Origin of the sequence: uncultured Limimaricola sp., from assembly GCF_964022235.1 — a bacterium.
In the GTDB taxonomy this organism is placed as follows: domain Bacteria; phylum Pseudomonadota; class Alphaproteobacteria; order Rhodobacterales; family Rhodobacteraceae; genus Limimaricola.
Genome location: NZ_CAXHZL010000008.1, coordinates 158,872 through 180,049 on the forward strand (window position 1 = coordinate 158,872; position 21,178 = coordinate 180,049).

At 66.5% G+C, this 21,178-nt stretch carries 24 protein-coding genes and 1 tRNA gene; 13 read left to right on the plus strand and 12 right to left on the minus strand.

Translation table 11 applies throughout. From position 1 onward, the window contains the following. The first annotated feature begins 13 nt into the window (after nucleotides 1-13). The 7 genes from AADJ02_RS11930 to AADJ02_RS11960 all read left to right on the plus strand — a co-directional run bounded on the left by AADJ02_RS11930 (nucleotide 14) and on the right by AADJ02_RS11960 (nucleotide 6,225). Nucleotides 14-898, plus strand: coding sequence for an ATPase (locus AADJ02_RS11930; RefSeq protein WP_341213234.1), 885 nt, complete (start codon nucleotides 14-16; stop codon nucleotides 896-898). Nucleotides 899-927: 29 nt separating this feature from the next. Beyond that, nucleotides 928-1,851, plus strand: coding sequence for a homoserine O-succinyltransferase (metA, locus tag AADJ02_RS11935; protein ID WP_341213235.1), 924 nt, complete (start codon nucleotides 928-930; stop codon nucleotides 1,849-1,851). Next, the gene (locus AADJ02_RS11940; protein ID WP_341213236.1) at nucleotides 1,841-2,818 is read left to right on the plus strand and encodes an alpha/beta hydrolase; all 978 of its coding nucleotides are present in this window, start codon (nucleotides 1,841-1,843) and stop codon (nucleotides 2,816-2,818) included. The genes metA and AADJ02_RS11940 overlap by 11 nt, the downstream gene beginning before the upstream one ends. A 41-nt stretch (nucleotides 2,819-2,859) precedes the next feature. Further along, on the plus strand, nucleotides 2,860-3,732 hold the full coding sequence (gene ppk2, locus AADJ02_RS11945; protein WP_341213237.1) for a polyphosphate kinase 2: 873 nt from the start codon (nucleotides 2,860-2,862) through the stop codon (nucleotides 3,730-3,732). Between the two features lies 1 nt (nucleotide 3,733). Beyond that, entirely contained in the window at nucleotides 3,734-4,351 is a 618-nt protein-coding gene (locus AADJ02_RS11950; RefSeq protein WP_341213238.1) for a TetR/AcrR family transcriptional regulator, read from the plus strand. A gap of 182 nt (nucleotides 4,352-4,533) precedes the next feature. Continuing rightward, nucleotides 4,534-5,622, plus strand: coding sequence for a helix-turn-helix transcriptional regulator (locus tag AADJ02_RS11955; RefSeq protein ID WP_341213239.1), 1,089 nt, complete (start codon nucleotides 4,534-4,536; stop codon nucleotides 5,620-5,622). Between the two features lie 93 nt (nucleotides 5,623-5,715). Continuing rightward, on the plus strand, nucleotides 5,716-6,225 hold the full coding sequence (locus AADJ02_RS11960; protein ID WP_341213240.1) for an acyloxyacyl hydrolase: 510 nt from the start codon (nucleotides 5,716-5,718) through the stop codon (nucleotides 6,223-6,225). On the opposite strand, the gene AADJ02_RS11965 is transcribed toward AADJ02_RS11960, so the two are convergent. The 6 genes from AADJ02_RS11965 to AADJ02_RS11990 all read right to left on the minus strand — a co-directional run bounded on the left by AADJ02_RS11965 (nucleotide 6,226) and on the right by AADJ02_RS11990 (nucleotide 11,741). Continuing rightward, nucleotides 6,226-7,311 (minus strand): ABC transporter ATP-binding protein, encoded by a 1,086-nt coding sequence (locus tag AADJ02_RS11965; protein WP_341213241.1) that lies wholly within the window; start codon nucleotides 7,309-7,311, stop codon nucleotides 6,226-6,228. Further along, nucleotides 7,308-8,117 carry an ABC transporter permease gene (locus AADJ02_RS11970; RefSeq protein ID WP_341213242.1) on the minus strand — a complete coding sequence of 270 codons (810 nt, stop codon included), beginning with the start codon at nucleotides 8,115-8,117 and terminating at the stop codon, nucleotides 7,308-7,310. Before AADJ02_RS11970 ends, AADJ02_RS11965 begins: the two co-directional genes overlap by 4 nt. An 11-nt stretch (nucleotides 8,118-8,128) precedes the next feature. After that, entirely contained in the window at nucleotides 8,129-9,004 is an 876-nt protein-coding gene (locus AADJ02_RS11975; RefSeq protein ID WP_341213243.1) for an ABC transporter permease, read from the minus strand. Between the two features lie 202 nt (nucleotides 9,005-9,206). Further along, complete coding sequence (gene rpsI, locus AADJ02_RS11980; protein WP_341213244.1) at nucleotides 9,207-9,698, minus strand: 30S ribosomal protein S9; 492 nt, start codon at nucleotides 9,696-9,698, stop codon at nucleotides 9,207-9,209. Beyond that, nucleotides 9,698-10,159 (minus strand): 50S ribosomal protein L13, encoded by a 462-nt coding sequence (gene rplM / locus AADJ02_RS11985; RefSeq protein WP_341213245.1) that lies wholly within the window; start codon nucleotides 10,157-10,159, stop codon nucleotides 9,698-9,700. Before rplM ends, rpsI begins: the two co-directional genes overlap by 1 nt. A 184-nt stretch (nucleotides 10,160-10,343) precedes the next feature. Further along, nucleotides 10,344-11,741, minus strand: a complete 1,398-nt coding sequence (locus AADJ02_RS11990; RefSeq protein WP_341213246.1) for a PLP-dependent aminotransferase family protein — start codon at nucleotides 11,739-11,741, stop codon at nucleotides 10,344-10,346. Between the two features lie 90 nt (nucleotides 11,742-11,831). Here AADJ02_RS11990 and AADJ02_RS11995 point away from each other — a divergent pair, with 90 nt between their 5' ends. Then, entirely contained in the window at nucleotides 11,832-12,053 is a 222-nt protein-coding gene (locus AADJ02_RS11995; RefSeq protein ID WP_341213247.1) for a DUF1127 domain-containing protein, read from the plus strand. A 48-nt stretch (nucleotides 12,054-12,101) separates the two neighbouring features. Here AADJ02_RS11995 and AADJ02_RS12000 read toward each other — a convergent pair whose 3' ends face one another. Continuing rightward, nucleotides 12,102-12,539 carry a PaaI family thioesterase gene (locus tag AADJ02_RS12000; protein ID WP_341213248.1) on the minus strand — a complete coding sequence of 146 codons (438 nt, stop codon included), beginning with the start codon at nucleotides 12,537-12,539 and terminating at the stop codon, nucleotides 12,102-12,104. A gap of 210 nt (nucleotides 12,540-12,749) precedes the next feature. On the opposite strand from AADJ02_RS12000, the gene AADJ02_RS12005 reads away from it, so the two are divergent. Together AADJ02_RS12005 and AADJ02_RS12010 are read left to right on the plus strand one after the other, a co-directional pair. Beyond that, complete coding sequence (locus AADJ02_RS12005; RefSeq protein ID WP_341213249.1) at nucleotides 12,750-13,457, plus strand: B12-binding domain-containing protein; 708 nt, start codon at nucleotides 12,750-12,752, stop codon at nucleotides 13,455-13,457. 8 nt (nucleotides 13,458-13,465) lie between these two features. Beyond that, the gene (locus AADJ02_RS12010) at nucleotides 13,466-14,092 is read left to right on the plus strand and encodes a DUF1638 domain-containing protein (protein ID WP_341213250.1); all 627 of its coding nucleotides are present in this window, start codon (nucleotides 13,466-13,468) and stop codon (nucleotides 14,090-14,092) included. On the opposite strand, the gene AADJ02_RS12015 is transcribed toward AADJ02_RS12010, so the two are convergent. The 4 genes from AADJ02_RS12015 to purM all read right to left on the minus strand — a co-directional run bounded on the left by AADJ02_RS12015 (nucleotide 14,089) and on the right by purM (nucleotide 17,508). Then, nucleotides 14,089-14,499, minus strand: coding sequence for a SufE family protein (locus AADJ02_RS12015; protein ID WP_341213251.1), 411 nt, complete (start codon nucleotides 14,497-14,499; stop codon nucleotides 14,089-14,091). The genes AADJ02_RS12010 and AADJ02_RS12015 overlap by 4 nt on opposite strands. A gap of 112 nt (nucleotides 14,500-14,611) precedes the next feature. Then, nucleotides 14,612-15,784, minus strand: coding sequence for a ribonuclease D (gene rnd, locus AADJ02_RS12020; RefSeq protein WP_341213252.1), 1,173 nt, complete (start codon nucleotides 15,782-15,784; stop codon nucleotides 14,612-14,614). 90 nt (nucleotides 15,785-15,874) lie between these two features. Further along, nucleotides 15,875-16,471 carry a phosphoribosylglycinamide formyltransferase gene (gene purN, locus AADJ02_RS12025; RefSeq protein ID WP_341213253.1) on the minus strand — a complete coding sequence of 199 codons (597 nt, stop codon included), beginning with the start codon at nucleotides 16,469-16,471 and terminating at the stop codon, nucleotides 15,875-15,877. Next, nucleotides 16,468-17,508: a phosphoribosylformylglycinamidine cyclo-ligase gene (gene purM, locus AADJ02_RS12030; RefSeq protein WP_341213254.1), complete on the minus strand. Its 1,041-nt coding sequence runs from the start codon at nucleotides 17,506-17,508 to the stop codon at nucleotides 16,468-16,470. The genes purN and purM overlap by 4 nt, the downstream gene beginning before the upstream one ends. Nucleotides 17,509-17,617: 109 nt before the next feature. On the opposite strand from purM, the gene AADJ02_RS12035 reads away from it, so the two are divergent. Beyond that, nucleotides 17,618-17,693: transfer RNA gene (locus AADJ02_RS12035), tRNA-Ile, on the plus strand. Nucleotides 17,694-18,271: 578 nt separating this feature from the next. Further along, complete coding sequence (locus tag AADJ02_RS12040) at nucleotides 18,272-19,006, plus strand: hypothetical protein (RefSeq protein WP_341213255.1); 735 nt, start codon at nucleotides 18,272-18,274, stop codon at nucleotides 19,004-19,006. Here AADJ02_RS12040 and AADJ02_RS12045 read toward each other — a convergent pair. Next, on the minus strand, nucleotides 18,978-20,294 hold the full coding sequence (locus AADJ02_RS12045; protein WP_341213256.1) for an ATP-binding protein: 1,317 nt from the start codon (nucleotides 20,292-20,294) through the stop codon (nucleotides 18,978-18,980). The genes AADJ02_RS12040 and AADJ02_RS12045 overlap by 29 nt on opposite strands. Before the next feature lie 36 nt (nucleotides 20,295-20,330). Here AADJ02_RS12045 and AADJ02_RS12050 point away from each other — a divergent pair. After that, nucleotides 20,331-21,178, plus strand: an 848-nt coding sequence (locus AADJ02_RS12050) for an MBL fold metallo-hydrolase (RefSeq protein ID WP_341213257.1), incomplete at its 3' end; no start/stop codon positions are given.

Consider the following 21,178-nt stretch of genomic DNA (forward strand, 5'->3'; position numbering starts at 1 on the left):
TAGCGATGCGCGCATGATCCATTCCTCCGCCTCGGACTGGCTGTCCGCCCCGCGCAAACGCGTTCTGTTCTTCGGCATGTCGGGCCTTGGCAAGACGCATGTGTCGAACCTGCTGCGCCGTTCGGGCGACTGGTTCCACTACTCCATCGACTACCGCATCGGCACGCGTCACATGGGCGAACTCATCGCCGACAACGCCAAGCGCGAGGCGATGAAGGTGCCGTTCCTGCGCGAACTTCTGCTCTCGGACAGCATCTACATCGGCTCCAACCTCACCTTCGACAATCTCGCCCCGGTTTCGGCCTATCTCGGCAAGCCGGGCGATCCGGACAAGGGCGGCCTGCCGATCGAGACCTACCGCCAGCGGCAGGAGCAGTTCCGCCGCGCCGAGATCGCGGCGCTCGAGGATACGCCGTGGTTCGTCGAGCGCGGCGAGGCGCTCTATGGCTATCCGCATTTCGTCTGCGACACCGGCGGCTCGATCTGCGAATGGGTCAATGTGGACGATCCGCATGACCCGCTGATGACGCTTTTGTCCGAACAGATGCTGATGATCTGGATCGAAGGTTCCGACGCGCATACCGCCGAGCTGGTCCGCCGCTTTGACCGCGCGCCCAAGCCGATGGCCTACAGCCCGGCCTTCCTGCTCAAGGCCTGGGGCGACTATCTGGCCGAAACCGGTCTGGCCGAGACGCGGGTCGATCCCGATGCCTTCATTCGATGGACCTATGCCAAGGCGCTGGCGCATCGGCAGCCGCGCTATGCCAAGATGGCCGAGCGCTGGGGCCTCGCGATCCCCGCCGAGGCGCTGTCGGGGCTAGGCTCCGCCGCCGAATTCGAGGCCGTCGTGGCCGAGGCGCTCGACGCGCGGCTTGGCAAAAGCCGCCGGGAAGCCTAGATCAGCCATCCCTGCCAAGAGGTTGCACCATGCCCATCAAGATCCCCGAAGCCCTTCCCGCCTACTCCGTGCTGACGCGCGAGGGCGTGATGGTGATGTCGGAGGATCAGGCGGCGCGGCAAGACATCAGGCCCCTGAAGATCGGCCTGCTGAACCTGATGCCCAAGAAGATCCAGACCGAGACGCAGTTCGCGCGTCTGATCGGGGCGACGCCGCTGCAGATCGAGCTGACGCTCATTCGCATGTCCGAGCACGAGGCGCGCAACACCACGCCCGAGCACATGGACGAGTTCTACCGTCCTTTTTCGGAGATCGAGGCCTCCGGCGAGAAATTCGACGGCTTTCTCGTCACCGGGGCACCGGTCGAGCATCTCGATTTCGACGAGGTGACCTATTGGGACGAGCTGCGCCGCATCTTTGATTGGACCCAGACCCACGCGCATTCCACCTTCGGCGTCTGCTGGGGCGGCATGGCGCTGATCGCGCATCAGCACGGCATCGCCAAGCACCTGCTCGATCAGAAGGCGTTCGGCTGTTTCCGGCACCGCAACCTCAAGCCCGACAGCCCGTTCCTGCGCGGCTTTTCGGACGATTGCACCGTACCCGTCAGCCGCTGGACCGAAATCCGGCAGGAGGACATCGACGCGCAGCCCGGCCTCAAGACGCTGCTGGCCTCGGATGAGGTCGGCCCCTGCCTCGTGGAAGACCCCGAGCGGCGCACGCTTTATATCTTCAACCACTTCGAGTACGACAGCCACACGCTGAAGGAGGAGTACGACCGCGACGTCGCCTCCGGCAGCGCCATCTCCGTGCCGGTCAACTACTTTCCCGGCGACGACCCGACCAAGCCGCCGGCGAACCGCTGGCGCAGCCACGCGCATCTGCTCTATGGCAACTGGATCAACCAGATCTACCAGACCACCTCCTATGACCTGAACGACATTGGCCGTTAAGCTCGCGGCCTTTCTGGCGCTCATGACGCTCGCGGGCTGTGCCTTCGTGGACTACCGCGCCGACAAACGCGAGGTTGCGGCGGAGCAGGAACACCCGCCGCTGGGGCAGTTCGTGGAGGTCGAGGGGCGGCGCGTGCACGCGCTCGTCTCGGGGTCGGGGCCGGATCTCGTACTGATCCATGGCGCGTCGGGCAACCTGCGCGACATGGCCTTCGATCTCGTCGATCGGCTCGACGACCGCTACCGCGTCATCGCCTTCGACCGGCCGGGGCTGGGCTATTCCGATGCGATCGACCCGCGCGCCGATGATGTGCTCACCTCGCGCGCCGACAGCGTCGCGGCGCAGGCGCGGCTGTTGCAGGCGGCGGCCGCGGCGCTCGGGGCGGAACGTCCCATCGTCCTTGGCCATTCCTTCGGCGGCGCGGTCGCCATGGCCTGGGCGCTGGAGCGGCCCGACAACGTCGCCGCCGTGGTCGACATCGCTGGCGCCACCATGCCGTGGGAGACGGGCCTCGCCACGCTCTACAAGGTCAACGGCTCGGCGCTCGGCGGGGCCGCCGTGGTGCCGCTTCTCACCGCTTTTGCGCCCGAGCGGATGGTCGAGGACACGGTCGAGGCGGTGTTCGCCCCCAACCCGGTGCCGGAGGGCTATGCCGATTTCGTCGGTGTCGGCCTCGCGGTGCGACGCGACAGTCTGCGCATCAACGCGCGGCAGGTGAACGGGCTCCTGCCGCAGGTCACCGCGATGAAGGAGCGCTATGCCTCGATCAACCTGCCGGTCGAAATCGTGCACGGCGTCGCCGACACCATCGTGCCGCTCGAGGTGCATTCGGCGCGGTTGGCCGAACTCATCCCCGGCGCGAACCTGACGGTGCTCGAGAACGTTGGCCACATGCCGCACCACACCGTCCCGGACGAGGTGGTGGCGGCGATCGATCGGGCGGCGGCGCGGGCGGGATTGCGCTAGGCCCTTGCGGCCCGCAACATGCACCGCGCGAGGAGAGACAGATGACCAAGCCGTTCGACGGAGCGATCAGCCATTTTCACGACGAAGAAGCGCCGGACCAGATCCGCCGCATCCTCGAGGACACGGACAAGGGCGACATCACCAGCCCGCGCTTTCCCTACCCTTCCAAGTGGAAGCGGAAGGATTACGAGGCCGAAATGGCGGCGCTGCAGATCGAACTCGTGAAGATGCAGGCTTGGGTCAAGGAAACGGGCCAGCGCGTAGTGGTGATCTTCGAAGGGCGCGACGCCGCCGGCAAGGGCGGCACCATCGCGCGGTTTCGCGAGAACCTGAACCCGCGCGGCGCCCGCGTCGTGGCGCTGGCCAAACCCTCCGAGGCCGAGGCCGGGCAGTGGTACTTCCAGCGCTATGTCCGGGAGCTGCCCACCAAGGGCGAAATCGTGTTTTTCGACCGCTCGTGGTACAACCGCGCCGTGGTCGAGCCGGTGTTCGGCTTTGCCGACGCGGAACAGGTCGTGCGCTTCTACGATCAGGTCGGCCCCTTCGAGAAGATGCTCACCGACGACGGTATCCTGCTGTTCAAGATCTGGATCAACGTCGGCCGCGCCACGCAGCTCGAACGTTTTCTCAAGCGCGAGAGCGATCCACTGAAGCAATGGAAGCTGAGCTGGATCGACGTCGAGGGCCTGCGCAAATGGGACGACTACACCGCCCGCATCGCCACGATGTTCGAGCGCACCGATGTCGCGTTCGCGCCGTGGACCGTGATCCGGGGCGACGACAAACGGCGCGCACGGGTCAATGCGATCCGGTACGTGCTGGGCGGGCTCGACTACCCCGACAAGGACAAAGAGGCCGTCAGCACCCTCGATCCCAAGATCGCGGGCGGGCCCGACATCTGGCCGCGCGACTAACGTGGCCAAGCAAGGGTATCACCACGGCAACCTGCGGCAGGCCCTCGTCGAGGCCTGCCTGAAGCTGATCGAGGCCAAGGGCCCCACGGGGTTCACCCTGTCGGAGGCCGCGCGCGAGGCGGGCGTGACGCCGGCGGCTGTCTACCGCCATTTCGCGGGGCGCGAGGACCTGATCGCCGAAGCCGCGCGGCAGGGCTACGAGATCTTCGCCGATCTGCTCGACTATGCCTATGATCAAGGTCGCCCATCAGTGCTCGCCGCTTTCGAGAAGACCGGCCGCGCCTATCTCGCTTTCGCGCGCAAGCATCCGGGCCATTACGTGGCGATGTTCGAGAGCGGTATTTCGGTGCAGCGCACGCCCGAACTCGCCGCCGCGTCGCGCCGCGCGCTCGGTGTGCTGGAGCGGGCCGCCGAAGCCCTGTCCGAGCGTATTCCCGAGGATCGCCGCCCGCCGCCGCAGATGTTCGCGGCGCATGTCTGGGCGATGAGCCATGGCGTGGTCGAACTGTTCGCGCGCGGGTCGCCGGGCACGCGCGCGCCATTTCCCGCCGATGACCTGCTCGAAAGCGGCATTGGAATCTATCTTAGGGGCTTGGGACTTATTGCCCCTGATAGCTGAGACTCGTGACGGGTCCTGCCCGATACCGGGAAACTAGGGGAACGACGAACTGGACAGAACCCGTCGCAACAAGTCAGTGTCACGGCTAACCCGAGGCTGCATGGTTCATTTGGACCAATTTTTGAAGAGTTTCAGACCCAATCATGCCCCCCCTCCCATATGACCCCAAGATTGCTGACTTATTGGATGAAATCTATCAGAGCGCGATCACGCCTGAGATGTGGGAAAACCTGCCTGAGCGCCTCGCCAAGGCCACCGGAGGCGGCGCGTGGGCAATGCAACTGGTGCGTCAGTGCGAATCACAGGGCACATTTGCGCATGGAGTGAACTTCGATCCGGCGCTGATGGAGGCCTACCCCGACCATTATGCCGCGATGAACCCTTGGCTGCCCGCGCTCCGGCGGACGCCGGTGCTGCAACTGGTGCATGACTGGCAGATCGTCCAGAATGAGACCCTCCTGAAGAGCGAGTTTTACGCCGATTTCCTCAAGCCGCAGGGGGATATCCACCGCGGCTTTGGCATGGTGCTCGTGCGTGGGGAGATCGGCGGGCTTGTGGTCAGCTGCAACTACGCCCCTGGCGAAGCCGAGAGCATCGGAACCACGGGCAGCCAGCTTTTGTCGATGGTCGGTCCGCATCTGCGCCGCGCCTTCGATCTCACGCGGCTGGTCGAGCGCAGCGCGATGCGCGCAGGCGCGCAGGTGATGGATGGTATCGCCGGGCCGCACGCCTGCTTCGCGCTTGATTCGCGCTCACGTCTCGTGGCTTGCGACGCGCGGGGCGAGGCGCTGCTTTCGGAGGGCACGATCCTGAAGCTTGGCCGCGACCGGCGATTGCGGTTCATCGAGGACAGCGCCAACACGGCGCTCGACGACCGGCTTGAGCACGAAGGGCGCGTAGGGCGCGGATTCGTGGTGCCGGGTCCGGGCGCCGACCGGATGCTGGCGCGGTTGGCGCCGCTGCCCCGCCCGCAGACCATCGCCCCGCTCGAGATGATCCTGAGCACGGATCGTGCGGTCGCGGCGCTGATCGTGACCGAGCCGGGCCAGCCCGGTGCGCGCGACGAGGACCTGCAGGAGTTGTTCGATCTGACCCCGGCCGAGAGCACGGTGCTGCGCGAGCTTTGCGCCGGTCAGACTCTGGCCGAGATCGCAGCGATGCGCGGTGTCAGCCTCAACACCGTGCGCAACCAGATGGGGAGCCTGTTCGACAAGACCGGGGCAAGGCGGCAGGCCGAATTGGTGGCGCTGGTGGCGCGAATGGTTGCCTGATCTCCCTGACCCTACGGCACAACCCGATCTTCGTGGGTTGCCACCGGACTCATAAGCCGCAAGGTGCCGCCACCACATCCTGAAGGAGTTTTCATGGACGGCTCGCTCGCCTTACTTTTCGCCATGGTCGCGGCGACCGATCTCACCTTCGGGAGCTGCGGCACCAACGCCTGTCGTGGGGAGCTGGCCGCGCCGGGTCGCGCCGCGGTGCAATACGGCGAGGTGCTGTTCCAGCGCGAGCGTCAGGGCCGGGAGATCTATGTTCAACACCAGCTTCCCACGCGCATCGGCACGCTCGAGCCGGTGCTTGGCCTGTCGGTGTCGGCGGCTGGGGACACGTGGATCGGCGCGGGGCTGCAATGGACCGGGGAGCTTCCGCACAGGACCTTCGTTCAGCTGTCGCTACTGCCCGGTCTCTATGCCCAGACCGACGGGCCGGAGCTGGGCCACATGATCGAATTCCGCTCCTCCGTCGGGGTCGGCTACGAGTTCGACAACGGCGCGCGGGTGTCTTTGCAGTTCGATCACCGCTCGAACGCCGAATTGTCGGACCCCAACCCCGGCCTCGAGACCTTCGGCCTTCGTGTGGCCCTGCCGATCTGATCAGCCCGGCAGCAGCACCAGCGCGCGCTCGTCCCAAGCCAGCCGCGCCTCGGCCCCGACGTCGAGCACGGGCCGCCCGATCAGGTTTTTCATCGACACGGTGAGGGGCCGCTCGATGCCAGCGACGCGCACGTCGTAATAGGTCATGTCGCCGTAATAGACGACCTCGTCGATCACGCCCTGCACTTCGCGGCGCGGCGCGGTCTCTCCTTCGAACAGGATGGCCAGCGTCTCGGGGCGGATGCCGACGCTGACCGGCCCGGCAGAGGCTCCGGCGGGGGCCTGATCGGGCCCGAGCGCCGCCCGCCCGAGGCCCGCGATCTCGATCTCGACACCCGCGTCGGCGCGCGTCACCTCCCCGGGCAGGAAGTTCATCTTGCCGATGAACTGCGCCACCCGCTTGGTCGCCGGGCGGCGATAGAGGGTTTCGGGATCGGCCAATTGCCCGATCTCGCCCTCGAACATCACCGCGATGCGGTCCGACATCACCAGCGCCTCCTCCTGATCGTGGGTGACAAGGATGAAGGTGATGCCGACCTGCCGCTGCAGGCGGATCAGTTCGAGCTGCATCTGCTCGCGCATCAGCCGGTCGAGCGCCGAGAGCGGCTCGTCCAGAAGCAGCACCTTGGGTTTGAGGATCAGCGCGCGCGCCAGCGCCACGCGCTGCCGCTGCCCGCCCGAGAGCGCGTGCGCCCGGCGGCGGCCATAGCCCGCGAGGCCGACCATATCGAGCGCCTCCTCGACCGCGCGCGCCTTCTCGGCCTTGCCACGCGGATCGCGCCGCAGGCCGAAGCCCACGTTCTCGGCCACCGTCAGATGCGGGAACACTGCGTAGGATTGAAACACCATGTTGGTGGGCCGGTTGTTCGGCGCCACGCCCTTCATGTCGCGCCCGTCAATGCGGATGCTGCCCGACGACACCTGCTCCAGTCCCGCGATGGTGCGCAAGAGCGTGGTCTTTCCGCAGCCCGAGGGGCCGAGCAGCGAGAAGAACTCGCCCTGTCGGATTTCGAGATCGATGCCGCGCAGCGCGTGGTAGTCGCCGTAGTGCTTCTCGACGCCTTTGAGTTCGATGAGAGCTGTCACAGGAAGCCTCCCTGATCCTTGATCCCGGCGCGCGCGAGGCCGCGGCGGCGGAAGAGTTCTGCGATGACGAGAAGCGTGACCGACAGCGCCACAAGAAGCGTGCCAAGCGCCATGACGACGGGCAGCTGCGCAGGAAAGCGCAGCAGGCCCCAGATATAGACCGGCATCGTCGGGTTCGCGCCGGTGAGGAAAAAGGCGATGATGAACTCGTCGAGGCTGATCGTGAAGGCGATGAGCATCGAAGACACGATGCCGGGCATCACCAGCGGCAACGTCACGAGTCGAAAGGCCGAGAACCGGCTTTCGCCCAGATCCATCGCCGCCTCCTCGATCGAGGGGTCGAGGTTCTGGAACGCGCCGTTGAGGATCGCGATCGAGAACGGCGTGCAGATCAGCACATGCGCCGAGATCACGGTCCAGTTGTTGAGATTGAGCCCCAGCACCTGCCGCAGCACGATCAGCAGAGACACCGCGACGATGATTTCGGGCAGCACGAGCGGCAGCATCACGAAGCCCAAGATGCCGCTCTTGCCGGGAAATCGCGCCATGGCCCCTGCCCGTGCGGCGCACATGCCAAGGAGCGTCGAGAAGATCGCCGTCATCGCGGCGATGAACAGCGAATTGCCCACCGCCCCGCGCAACGCCGCGTTGGCTGCCAGATCGGTGAACCAATGCGTGGTGAACCCGGCGAGCGGAAAGGCGATGATCGTCGCGTCGTTGAAGGCAAACAGCGGCAGCAGAGCGATCGGCGCGTAGAGAAAGATCAGATACAGGATCGCATAGACCCGAAGCGGCGCGCCCCTCATTCCTGCCCCTCTCATCCCCGCCCCCTAAGCCAGCGGCGGTTCAGCGCCACGAAGGTCAGAGCGATGGCCGTGACCGATAGCATCGCCACGATGGCGATGGCTGCCCCCATCGGCGCGTTGTTGAGCTGCAGGAACTGGGTCTGGATCATGTTCGCGATGAGCTTGCCCCCCGCGCCGCCCATCAGCTCGGGCGTTACGTAATCGCCGATGGTCGGGATAAAGACGATCAGCACGGCCGCGACGAGGCCCGGCATCGACAGCGGCAGGGTCACGCGCAGGAAGGTCGTGAAACGGGTCTCGCCCAGATCCCGGCTCGCCTCGATCAGGCTGCGGTCGATCTTTTCGAGCGCGACGAAGATCGGCAGGATCGCGAAGGGCGCGAAGGCGTGCGCCAGCGTGATGATCACGGCGTTGACGTTGTAGAGGATGAAGCTCAGCGGCTCGCCGATGATCCCGGCCCCGATCAGCCCCGAGTTGACGACGCCGTTGTAGCCCAGGATCACCTTCCACAAAAACACGCGGATCAGGTAGCTGGTCCAGAACGGGATGGTGATGAGAAACAGCCAGAGCGATTTGCGCGAGGGCGCGACGTGGAACGACACGAAATAGGCCACCGGATAGGCCAGCACCACCGTCACTGCGGTGACGATCCCCGACACCATGAGCGACCGGCCCAGCAGAACCGTGTAGATCGGCTTGTCGAAGAACTCGCGGTAGTTGGCGAGCGTGAAGCCGGTGTCGATGGTCATGAAGTCCTGCGTCCAGAAGCTGAACAGCACGACCGCGAGAAGCGGCAGCGCCAGGAGCGCCAACGCGTAGAGGAAGGGGGGCGCCAGCAGCATCGCCGCCCGCCCGCCTTCGGATTTCTTGAAGTTCCCCAGACCCATGGCCGTCTCGCACTGCCCCGCGCTGCCCCGCCGCGATGCTTGACCGGGGGACGGCAAAGATCAACAGCGCGCGCCGCTTTCGCCGCAAACGATGCGCCGCGCAAGAGCTTGCGTGCAACGGCGCGACACCGGGGTCGGGTAACATGCAAAAAGGGCGGCCCCAGCGGGACCGCCCTTTCCGATTGCGCAACTGCGCGAAGTATCAGCGCTTCGAGAACTGGAAGCTCTTGCGGGCCTTTGCCTTGCCGTACTTCTTACGCTCGACGACGCGGCTGTCGCGGGTCAGGAAGCCAGCGGCCTTCAGAGCGCCACGCAGCGAGGGATCGTAAAGCTGCAGCGCCTTGGAGACACCGTGCTTCACGGCACCGGCCTGACCCGAGAGGCCACCGCCAGCGACGGTCGCGTAGACGTCGAACTGACCGGCGACGCCGGCGATCTGGAACGGCTGGCGCAGGATCATCTGCAGCACCGGACGCGCGAAATACGTGTCGATGTCCTTGCCGTTCACGACGACCTTGCCGGAGCCCGGCTTGATCCAGACGCGGGCGACCGCGTCCTTGCGCTTGCCGGTGGCGTAGGAACGGCCAAGCTCGTCACGGACGGGCTCGCGGGGAGCGAGGGCCTCGGTGTTGACCTGACCTTCGGTGGAGACGGCCCCACCCAGCTCTTCGAGCGAATTGATCTGATCGGCCATTATGCGGTCCTCGTGTTCTTCTTGTTCATGGACGCGACGTCCAGAACCTCGGGCTTCTGAGCCTCCATGCCGTGCTCGTTGCCGGCGAAGACGCGCAGGTGGGTCATCTGCGTGCGCGACAGGCGGTTGCCCGGGAGCATCCGCTTGACGGCCTGCATGACGACGCGCTCGGGGTGCGCCCCATCGAGGATCTGCTGCTTGGTGCGCGACTTGATGCCGCCCGGGTGGCCGGTGTGCCAGTAGAAGTGCTCTTCGCGCTTCTTGCCGGTCATCTGCACCTTGTCCGCGTTGATCACGATGACGTTGTCACCCATGTCCATGTGCGGGGTGAAGGAGGCCTTGTGCTTGCCGCGCAGGCGCATGGCGATGATCGAGGCGAGACGGCCCAGAACGACGCCTTCGGCGTCGATCAGGATCCATTTCTTCTCGATATCCGCCGGGGTAGCGGTGAAGGTTTTCATGGTTCTGCCCTTGATCTGCAACGCGCACCGCCCCGAACGGGCCGCCCGCGCAAATTCCATGGCCGGGTTCTAACCGAAGTGGTGGTGCAGTCAAGCGCCGGGCGTCTGAATTTACATAGCAAAAACAATAGATTGAAATTAAGGTATAATAATACCCCAAGTTATTTTCGCGACTTCTACCGTTTCAGACCTCCATCACCTGCGGCGGCGCGGCGAGAAGTATGGCCAGCCGGTCGATCGCCGCTTCGAAGGCCGCATCCTCGCGCAGGCCAGTGAGCGCCAGACGCACCGCCGAGGGTGCACGCCCGTCGATCAGCGCGAACTCGTCGGCGGGTTTGAGCCGGATGCCCTCGGCTTCGGCGGCGCGGCTCAGCGACGAGGGCCGCCAGCCGCGTGGCAGGTCGAGCCAAGCGAATGGCACGCCTTCACGGGTGCGGGGCTGCCACGGCGCGAGGCGATGGCGCAGATAGGCGAGCCGCCTGCCCTGCACCTCGAGCACCGCGTCGCGCACCCGGGCGGCCAGCCCGCTCGAGAGCGCGGCCTCGGCCAAGGACACGGTGGGCCGCGACAGGCCGAAGAACTGCTGTTGCGCCGCAACACGCGGCAGGGCGGCGCGTCCGGGGGCCGAGAGGATCGCGCCAAGCCGCAGGTCCGGGCTCAGGGTCTTGGACAGGGTCGTGACCACCCACGAGCGTTCGGGCGCAAGGCGGCGATAACTGGCGTCCTCGCCAGCGTCGGAACGGAAGCAGTCATCATCGATGATCTGCATATTGTACTGGCGAGCGATGGATACAATTTGCGCGCGGCGCTCCGGCGAGGTGCGGATCGTGGTCGGATTGTGTGCCTCCGCACTGGTACAAAGCAACTGGGCTCCGTTCTCTCGGCAGGCACGCTCCAAAGCCTCGGGCAAAAGCCCCTCTCCGTCGAAGGCGATGCCGATGATCTCGGCCCGCACCAGCGCCGCGGCATGGCGAAAGCCGGGATAGGCCAGCTCCTCGGTGAGGATCACCGGACGCGGTCCGTGAAGCAGCGCCTGCAGCAGCACCACCATGCCATGCTGCGCCCCGGAGGTGAGCACCACGTCCTCGGCCTCGACCGGGCCATGGGCGGGCGCCGCGAACCAATCGGCCAGAAGCGCCCGCAGCGGCGCGTCGGCCTCGGGTCGCGGGTAGCTTACATAGGCGCCGGGCGGCGGATCGGCGAGGTTTTTCAATAGGTCATGCAGCATCTGCCCCTGCCCTACATCCGCCACCTGCGCGGTCCGCAGGTTCAGCATCGTGCCGTCGGTCCCCATCCCGGAGGGATCGATCAGCGCGGGCAGCGGCGCCGGGATATCCGGCTCGGACACGAAGGTGCCGCGGCCCACCACGGCGCGCAGCACCTCTTGTTCGACGAGGTCCTTGTAGGCGCGCGCCACGGTGCCCGGCGTCACGCCAAGCCGCCACGCCACCTCGCGCACGGGCGGCAGCCGGTGCCCCGGCTGGATCGTGCCGGAGCCGACAGCCTCCTGAATCGAGCGTTTCAAAGCCTGATGTTTGACAGGGCCGCCCTTGTCGAGGCTGGGCCACCAGATTGTATCCATGACAAAACTTCCGTAGACGTCAGTTTTTCAGCATTGTATTTGTATTCCTGCATCATATTCAAGCATTGTATCAATACAAGAGAGACCGACATGACCACGCTCGTCCGCACCGCCACGCCCATTGAGGCCGCCCTCGATCAGGGAGCCATCTCCGCGCTTCTCGTCGGCATGGCCCGCCGCGTGGCGCTGTGGGAGCGCCGCGCCCGGACCCGGCGTGCGTTGTCGCATCTCGACGCGGCCGCTCTGCGCGATCTTGGCCTCGACCCCCTGACCGCGCAGACCGAGGCCGCGCGCCCGTTCTGGAAGGGCTGATCCCCGGCCCGACCACGCCTGAGGGGCCGGAGCGATCCGGCCCCCTTTTTATGCGGGTGCTGCCCCCTGCGCCGCACCCGGCGGGATCGAATAGGTCATCGAGGCGCGCGCCACCGGCGCCGCCTGCCCCTCGCTGAACACCAGCGCCTCGCCCACCGCGAGGCGGCGCCCGAGCTTCAGGATCCGCGTCTCGGCCAGAAGATCCGCCCCGGCCTCGGGCTTGCGCAGGAAATCGATCGAGGCCCCGGTCGTGACCGCCAGCGCCACCGGGCCGATCTGCGACAGGATCGCCAGATAGATCGCCACATCCGCCAGACCGAACATCGCCGGGCCCGACACGGTGCCACCGGGGCGCAGATGCATCTGTCCCACCCGCAGTCGCAGCACCAGCCGATCCGCGGTCACGCTGTCGACGCCGAACTGTGCCGCCACCTGTTCGAAGTCGCGCGCCAGAAATGCGGTCAGCGCCGCTGCATCCATCATCATGTCGATATCCTCCCGGCCGCCAAGCTTTCGCAAGCGTGGCGGCCGGGCAAGAGCCCAGTTGAGCCGACCTCATAGTTGTCGTGGGGTCTTTTCATTTGCATCCTCGTCGGTTGCGATGCAGGCAGTGTCGGAAACGACCGCGACCCGCGCCCCGATCCGGGTGTTGATCCGACCAAAGACCCATCGCCCGCCCCGCAGGAGCTCCGTGACATGGCTGACGAAGACGACGACCTGATCCTCTCCGAGCTCGACGACGAGGAACTCGTCGCGCAGATGTTCGACGATCTCTACGACGGCATGCGCGACGAGATCATGGAGGCCACGCAGATCCTGCTCGATCGCGGCTGGGCCCCTTACGACGTGCTGACCAAGTCGCTCGTCGGTGGCATGACCATCGTCGGCAACGATTTCCGCGATGGCATCCTCTTCGTGCCCGAAGTGCTGCTCGCCGCGAATGCCATGAAAGGCGGCATGTCGATCCTCAAGCCGCTCTTGGCCGAGACCGACGCGCCGCGCATGGGCAAGATGGTGATCGGCACCGTCAAGGGCGACATCCACGACATCGGCAAGAACCTCGTGGCGATGATGATGGAGGGCGCGGGCTTCGAGGTCGTAGATCTCGGCATCAACAACGCGGTCGAGGCCTATCTCGAAGCGCTGGCGCGCGAGAAGGCCGACATATTGGGCATGTCGGCGCTGCTGACCACCACCATGCCCTACATGAAGGTCGTGATCGACACGATGAAGGAGCAGGGCATCCGCGACGATTACATCGTGCTGGTTGGCGGCGCGCCGCTCAACGAGGAGTTCGGCCGTGCCATCGGCGCGGACGCCTATTGCCGCGATGCCGCTGTGGCGGTCGAGACGGCCAAGGACTGGGTTTCGCGCCGGCACAACCAGATGCAGGCCGGCGCCTGAGCCATGCCATGCGCCCCGACGACGCCACGCTGACGCGCGAGGGTCTCGCCCCGTCGGGGCGGGGCCGCGTGCTGCTCATCGCCTGCGGCGCGCTGGCGCGTGAGATCCTCGCGCTGATCGGGCAGAACGGCTGGGATCATCTCGATCTGCATTGTCTGCCCGCGATCCTGCACAACCGGCCTGACCGGATCGCCCCCGCCGTCGAGGCGGCGGTGATCGCGCGGGGCGCGGCGTACGAGCGGGTTTTCGTGGTCTATGCCGATTGCGGTACCGGCGGCGATCTGGCCCGAACCTGCGAACGCCTCGGTGTCGGCATGGTCGAAGGGCCGCATTGCTATGCCTTTTACGAAGGCGTCGCGGACTTCGCCGAAAAGGGCGAGGTGACCTGCTTCTATCTCACGGATTTTCTCGCGCGCCAGTTCGACGCCTTCGTCTGGACTCCGCTGGGTCTCGACCGGCACCCCGAGCTGCGCGCGATGTATTTTGGCAATTACACGACGTTGGTCTATCAGGCGCAGACCGACGATCCCGCGCTGACCGCGCTCGCCCAAAGCCATGCCGAACGCCTCGGTCTGGGCTTCGAGCGGCGGTTCACCGGTTACGGCGATCTGGCGGGCGCGCTGGCCCGCGCCTAGGCGGCGGCGAGCGCGGTTTCGCGGATCCGCTCGACCATGGCGCGCACCCCGTTCGAACGCTGCGCCGAAAGGTGATCGTTGAGGCCAAGCCGCGCCAGTTCCCCGCCCGCGTCGATCTTGGGTACCTCGGCCACAGGCACCCCGTCGTAAAGCGCGTGCAACACCGCGATCAGCCCGCGTACGATCATCGCATCGCTGTCGCCGCGAAACCGGTAGGCCCCGCCCTCGGGTTGCGGCACGAGCCAGACCTGACTGGCGCAGCCATGCACCTTGGTCGCGGGCACCTTGAACGCCTCGTCGAGCGGGTCCATCGCCTTCCCCAGCTCGATCACGTGCCGGTAGCGGTCTTCCCAATCGTCAAGGAATTCGAACGTTTCGGCGATGTCCTCGAAGGCGGGCTGAGCCATCTGCGTCTCCTGCGGTCTGGGTATGGCCCAGAGGTAAGGGCGATGTACGGTGTTGCCAATAGGGGGCGGGACGCCCTTCGCCGTCGTCCGGCTTAGGGCAAGGCGGTGCCGATCAAAGATCGACCGTCACCACTTGGCTGCCCCTTGCGGCAAGGCCGACCCGGCCTTCGCACAGCGCCAAAGCCTGCTCGCCGAACACTTCGCGACGCCAGCCATAAAGCGCATGCACCTCGCGCTCGCCCGCGGCCAGCGCGTCGAGATCGGCGGAGCTTGCGATCAGCTTGGGCGCCACGCTTTCGGCCTCGGAACGGGCTTTGAGCAGCACGCGCAGCAGGTCGGCCAGCGCAGGGTTCACCTGAATCTGGTCGCGCTGCTTTTCAGCGCGTGGCATCTGATCGGCGGGCAGCTTGGCGGCGCGGTCGATGGCAGCGAGGATGCCATCGGCGATCTCGCCCTTGCGGGCCTCGCGCAGCAAGAGCCGCGAGCGGCCCAGATCCTTTTCCGACGCCGGGCGCGTCGAGGCCAGCTCGACCAGAGCGTCATCCTTGAACACGCGCGAGCGCGGCACGTCGCGCTGCTGCGCATAGGCTTCGCGGAACTGTGCCAGCTCGCGCAGGGCGGCAATGAACTTCGGCGAGTTGGAGCGGGTCTTCACGCGCTGCCACGCCTCGGTCGGATCGACGCGGTAGGTGGCAGGATCGTTCAGAACCGCCATTTCCTCGGCGACCCATCGCGCGCGGCCCGATTTCTTGAGCTGTGCCGCGAGCCATTCGTAGATCACCCGCAGATGCGTGACGTCGGCCAGCGCATAGACCTTCTGCGCCTCGGACAATGGCCGCCGCGACCAGTCGGTAAAGCGCGAGGACTTGTCGATCTCGGCCTTGGCGATCTTGCGCGCCAGCGTCTCATAGCCCGCCTGCTCGCCAAAGCCGCAGACCATCGCCGCGACCTGCGTGTCGAACAGCGGCGCCGGGATGAGATCGGCCTCGACCTGGAATATTTCGAGATCCTGCCGTGCCGCGTGGAACACCTTCACCACGCCCGGATCGCGGAACAGCGCGTGCAGCGGTGCGAGATCGAGCCCCTCGACCAGCGGATCGACCAGCACGGCACTGCCTTCGCCGCCGTCGGGGCCATCCTCACCCGGATGGGCAAGCTGGATCAGGCAGAGCTTGGAATAATAGGTGCGCTCGCGCAGGAACTCCGTGTCCACCGTGACGTAAGCGTGCTTCGCGGCTCTCTCGCAATAGGCAGCGAGGTCTTCGGTGGTGGTGATGGTCTGCATGTCGTCCCGGGCTTGTGGATAAGGGGGCGGCGCGGGCGCGCCGGTCCCAGTTCTCTTAGGCGATGGGAACGCGGATGGAAAGCGTTCGGCTCAGAGCCGGATCGGCGTCCGGTCGCCGATCGCAAAACGGCGCAGCACCATGGGATAAAGCCGGTGCTCCTGCTCGAGCACCCTTGCTGCCAGATCGTCGGGCGTGTCGCCCGGATGCACCGGCACCCGCGCCTGCCCCAGCACCGGCCCGCCGTCGAGCTCGGCGGTGACTTCGTGCACCGAAACGCCGTGTTCGGCGTCGCCCGCCTCGATCGCGCGCGCATGGGTGTTGAGCCCGCGATACTTTGGCAGGAGCGAGGGATGGATGTTGAGCATCCGCCCCTCCCACCGGGCGATGAAGCCCGGCGTCAGGATGCGCATGAAGCCCGCAAGGCAGATGATGTCGGGTCGGGCGGCCTCCAGCCTCTCGGTCAGCGCCGCCTCGAAGCTTTCGCGGTCGCGACCAAAGGGCTTGTGATCCACCGCCGCCGTTGGAATGCCCAGCTCGGCGGCGCGGGCGAGCCCGCCCGCCTCCGGGTCGTTGGACGCCACCAGCACCGGGCGGCACGGGTGATCGTCCACCATGTCCCGCACCAGTGCCAGCATGTTCGACCCGCCACCCGAGATCAGGATGGCGACGCGCTTTTGCTCGCTCACGACAGGGTGCCCGTGTAGGCGACCCCCTGCCCGGCCACGATCCGGCCCAGCCGGTGCACCGTCTCGCCTTCGCCCGCGAGCAGCGCCTCGATCGCTTCGGCGCGCTCGGCCGAAACGACGACGACCATGCCGATGCCGGAGTTAAAGGTCTTGAGCATCTCGGCCTGCTCCAGCCCGCCCTCGCGCTTGAGCCAGTCGAAGACCGGCGGCAGCGACCATGCGCCCAGATCGATCTCGGCGCCTAGCCCTTCGGGCAGTACGCGCGGCAGGTTCTCGGTCAGGCCGCCGCCGGTGATGTGCGCCAGCGCGTGCACGCCGCCCGACCGGATCGCCGCCAGCACCGATTTGACATAGAGCCGCGTCGGCGCGAGCAGCGCCGCCCCGAGGCTTTCGTCCGAGAACGGCGAGGCGTCGTCCCAGCCGAGGCCCGCGCGCTCGACGATGCGGCGCACGAGGGAATAGCCGTTTGAATGCACCCCGTCCGAGGCGAGACCCAAGAGCACGTCGCCCTCGGCCACGCCCTCGGGCAGCGCGCATCCGCGCTCCATCGCGCCCACGGCAAATCCCGCGAGGTCGAAGTCGCCCGCCGGATACATGCCCGGCATTTCCGCCGTCTCGCCCCCGATGAGCGCCGCGCCCGAGGCTTCGCAGCCCGCGGCGATGCTCTCGATCACGCGCGCCGCCTCGTCTAGCGCCAGCTTGCCGGTGGCGAAGTAGTCGAGAAAGAACAGCGGCTCGGCGCCTTGGCAGACGAGATCGTTGACGCACATGGCGACGAGATCGATGCCCACGCCGTCGAGATGGCCTGTGTCGATGGCGATGCGCAGCTTGGTGCCCACCCCGTCGGTGGCCGCGACCAGCACCGGGTCGGAATAGCCCGCCGCCTTGAGATCGAACAGCGCGCCGAAGCCGCCGAGGCCGGACATGGTGCCGGGCCGGTCGGTGCGTTTCGCCGCGGGCTTGATCCGTTCCACGAGCGCGTTGCCCGCGTCGATATCCACCCCCGCCTGCGCGTAAGTGAGCCCGTCCTTCTGCATCGCGTCCCCCGAATGCCGGTTTGTGAAGTGACGCCGCGATACCTCAGACCCCCCGCGAGGGCCAGCACCAACTTGACCCGCCCCCCCGGTCTGCTAGGAGAAACCACAGGGGCCCGTAGCTCAACGGTCAGAGCAGACCGCTCATAACGGTTTGGTTGGGGGTTCAAATCCCTCCGGGCCTACCAAAAATTCCAATGCCCAGCCTGTGCAGGACGGGATTCGTCCCGTGGTCATCTATCTTGGCCACACGTTCGAAGCTTGGAGCCTCCGAGGTTCAGCTGTCATACGGGATCTGCCGACCACATCTTTTCGCTCGTTGAACCGGTTCGCAGGCACGAACGGACCGGTCAGGTCTCGTCGTCGCTCTGCTGTAGCCCATTGCCCCCGCGTCGCTCGAGCGAACCGGGATCGGCAACGCGAGCGCATGGGAGGCGCCGCGCAGGGGCCGTATTCGGATGGCTTTAGAGATGGAAGCCGGGCCCTGATGCGCAGATGATCCATTGATGCGTTCGGGAAAGGCTACGGCGTTTGCCGGTCGCACCGATTTCTGCGCCTGTTTCGGGTCGCGATCATCGCGGAGCGCTTCACCGCTGGAAACGTGACCCTTGCCGCGATCCGCGGGTATGCTTTTCGACGAGTCTGTTGCCCCGTTAATGGAGCGGCCACGCGAGGTTTCAGGGCAGCAACACACCGTTTCCATGGCCGCAGCATCGGAGAATTCCAGCACTAGCTGGACCCGAGCCGGCGTGCGTGTCACGTTTTCATGACAATCGACACCATATGGAATTGCGGCATGATCGAACTGCCTTGGGGGCTTGGAAGGCTTGATCTGCGTGTTGCCATAGGGTTTCTCGGACTTGATCTGCTGCTTTTGGGCATCGGCATCGTTTACGGCGTCGCCGTCGCGCTCGATCCATCGGTGCATTGGCCACGCCCGCTTCAGTTCGATCACGACTGGGGCCTCGCGGAAATGCTCAACTACATCAAATGGCTGGTGGCTGCGGCGGCGCTGGGTCTTGCGTGGCGGCGCGGCGGCGCGCTGCTGCCTGCCGCGATGGCGTTGACGCTTCTGCTGGCGGTGCTGGACGACGCGGGGCGGCTGCACGAACGGGGCAGCATCGCGCTGGCGCTCGCCACCGGTCTTGCCGATCGCTACGGCAGCATCGCCTTTCAGATGTGCGAGCTGGTGATCTGGGCCGGGCTCGGCCTGCTCTGCGTCGGCCCGCTGTGGATCGGCTGGCGCCGCGCCGGGGCGGATCTGCGCCGCCGGGCCATGGGCACGGGCCTGCTGTTTGCGGGCATCGCCATCTGCGCGATGGGCATCGACACGCTGCACACGCTCGTGGGGTTCTACTGGCCCGACCGCGCGATGCTCAGCGGTCTTTTCATGATCGCCGAAGGCGGCGGCGAAAACCTGTTTCTCAGCCTGTTGACCGCCCAAGCGGTGGGCAGCTTCGGACGCGGCGATCTCAACGCGCGAGAACCAATTCGGCCCTGAGGCCCCCCATCCGCTCGCTGTCGCCCAGGTGAAGCGCGCCGCCGTGGCCATGCGCGATGTCCGCAACGATGGCGAGGCCCAGCCCGACCCCGGTGCCGCGGTCCTGATTGCGTGCGGGATCGAGCCGGGTAAAGGGGCGCATCGCCTCCTCGCGCCGGTCCTCGGGAATGCCGGGTCCGTCGTCCTCGACCAGAAATCGCAGGCCGCGCGGTGTCACTAGAAGCGAGACTTCGCAATGGTTGCCATAGCGCAGGGCATTGCCGATGAGGTTTTCCAAGGCCCGGCGCAGCGCGGTGGGGCGCAGTGGCATCGGCCCGCTCGGCCCCTGCACGGGGCGCAGGATCACCGCCTGCCCGGCCCGCTGCGCATCCTCGACGATCCGCGCCACCAAATGCGCGGGATCGACCATTTCCACCTCCTCCGAGGCATCGCCACGGGCGAAATCGAGAAAGGCGTCGAGCAGGCGGCGCATCTCATCCACGTCGCCGACCAGAAGCGCCGCCTCATCGTCAGGCAGCATCGTCAGCCCCAGCCTGAGGCGGGTGAGCGGCGTGCGCAGATCGTGGCTGATCCCCGACAGCATCAATCGGCGCGCCTGTGTCTGCCGCTCGATCCGCTGGCGCATGTCGAGAAACGCCATGCCGGCAGCGCGCACCTCGGTCGCCCCCGCGGGCTTGTAAGGCACAACCCGCCCCTTGCCATAGGCCGCCGCCACCGCCGCGAGCCGGGTGACCGGGCGCAGTTGATTGCGCAAGAAGAGATAGGCCACGAGGGTCAGCAGCGCGCCCAGCACCACGATAAGCACGATCAGCTGGTGCGGATTGCTCGCCGAGACGCGGCGTCGATCGAAGCGAACCTCCAGAGGGCCGTGGATGGTGTCGATCCAGACCGTCACCCGCCGGCTCGTCCCGATCCTGACGGCGAGGGTCCGATCAAGCCCCGCGCGCAACGTGGCGATGACCGCCCGGCCCGAGAGATCTATGACGCGCACGGCGTCGCCCGCCACGGGGGGCGACCTGAATCGCGCCTCAAGCTCGAGCGGTCGGCCGAGCTGCCGCGCGACCGCTGCCGCCGCGGCCCGGTCGGGGGCCGCATCGACCGTGTCGGACAGATAGCGCAGATCGATCAACACGGACCTTGTCATCTGCCGCGTGACGCCTTCGAAATGGCGCTGCACGAAGCTGATCGAGATCACCAGTTGCAGGGTGACCACGGGCAGCAGCAAAATCAGCGCGGCGCGGCTTTGCAGCCCGCGCGGCATCCATCGTTTCAACCAGTCAAAGGCCATGGCGCACGCTAGCCGCCTCGGCCGGAAAGGAAAAGCATGACTGACGCCGCGCTCAAGCGCCTCGAGCCGGGGCTGGTGCGGCTGCTGGCGCCCAACCCTTCGCCGCTGACCGGTCCGGGCACCAACAGTTACTTGGTGGGCCAGGACAGGCTCTGCGTCATCGACCCCGGCCCCGACGATCCGGCGCATCTGTCCGCATTGCTGGCGCAGATCGACGGACGGCCGGTCGAGGCGATTCTCGTCACCCATGCGCATCTTGATCACTCGGCTCTTGCGGGCGCTCTGTCACGGGCGACCAAGGCGCCGGTCTTCGGCTTTGGCACAGCCACCGCGGGACGCAGCGCAGTAATGCGTCGGCTTGCCGACGCCGGGCTGGGCGGTGGCGAGGGCCTCGACGGCGGATTCGTCCCCGACATGATCCTGCAGGACGGGGCGCGGATCCCGCTGGAGGACACGGTCCTGACGGCGCTGCACATGCCGGGGCACATGGCCGGGCATCTGTGTTTTGCCTGGCGCGGAGCGGTGTTTTCCGGCGATCTCGTCATGGGGTGGTCGAGCACGTTGATCTCACCCCCGGACGGAGATCTCGCGGCCTTCCGCGAGTCTTGTGCCCGGCTGCGGGCCCTTGATCCTCGGCGGCTCCACCCGGGTCACGGCGCACCAATCGAAGCCCCCGCCCCGCGCATCGACTGGCTTCTTGCGCATCGTGCGAACCGAGAGGCCCAGATTCGCGCGGCATTGCGCGCGGGCCCGCTCGACGCGTCGGCGTTGACGGCGCAGCTCTACGCCGATGTTCCCCCACAGCTGCACCCGGCAGCCCGGCGCAACGTTTTTTTTTTTAATGATACGGCGACCACCGAGATCTACACTCTTTCCCTACACGA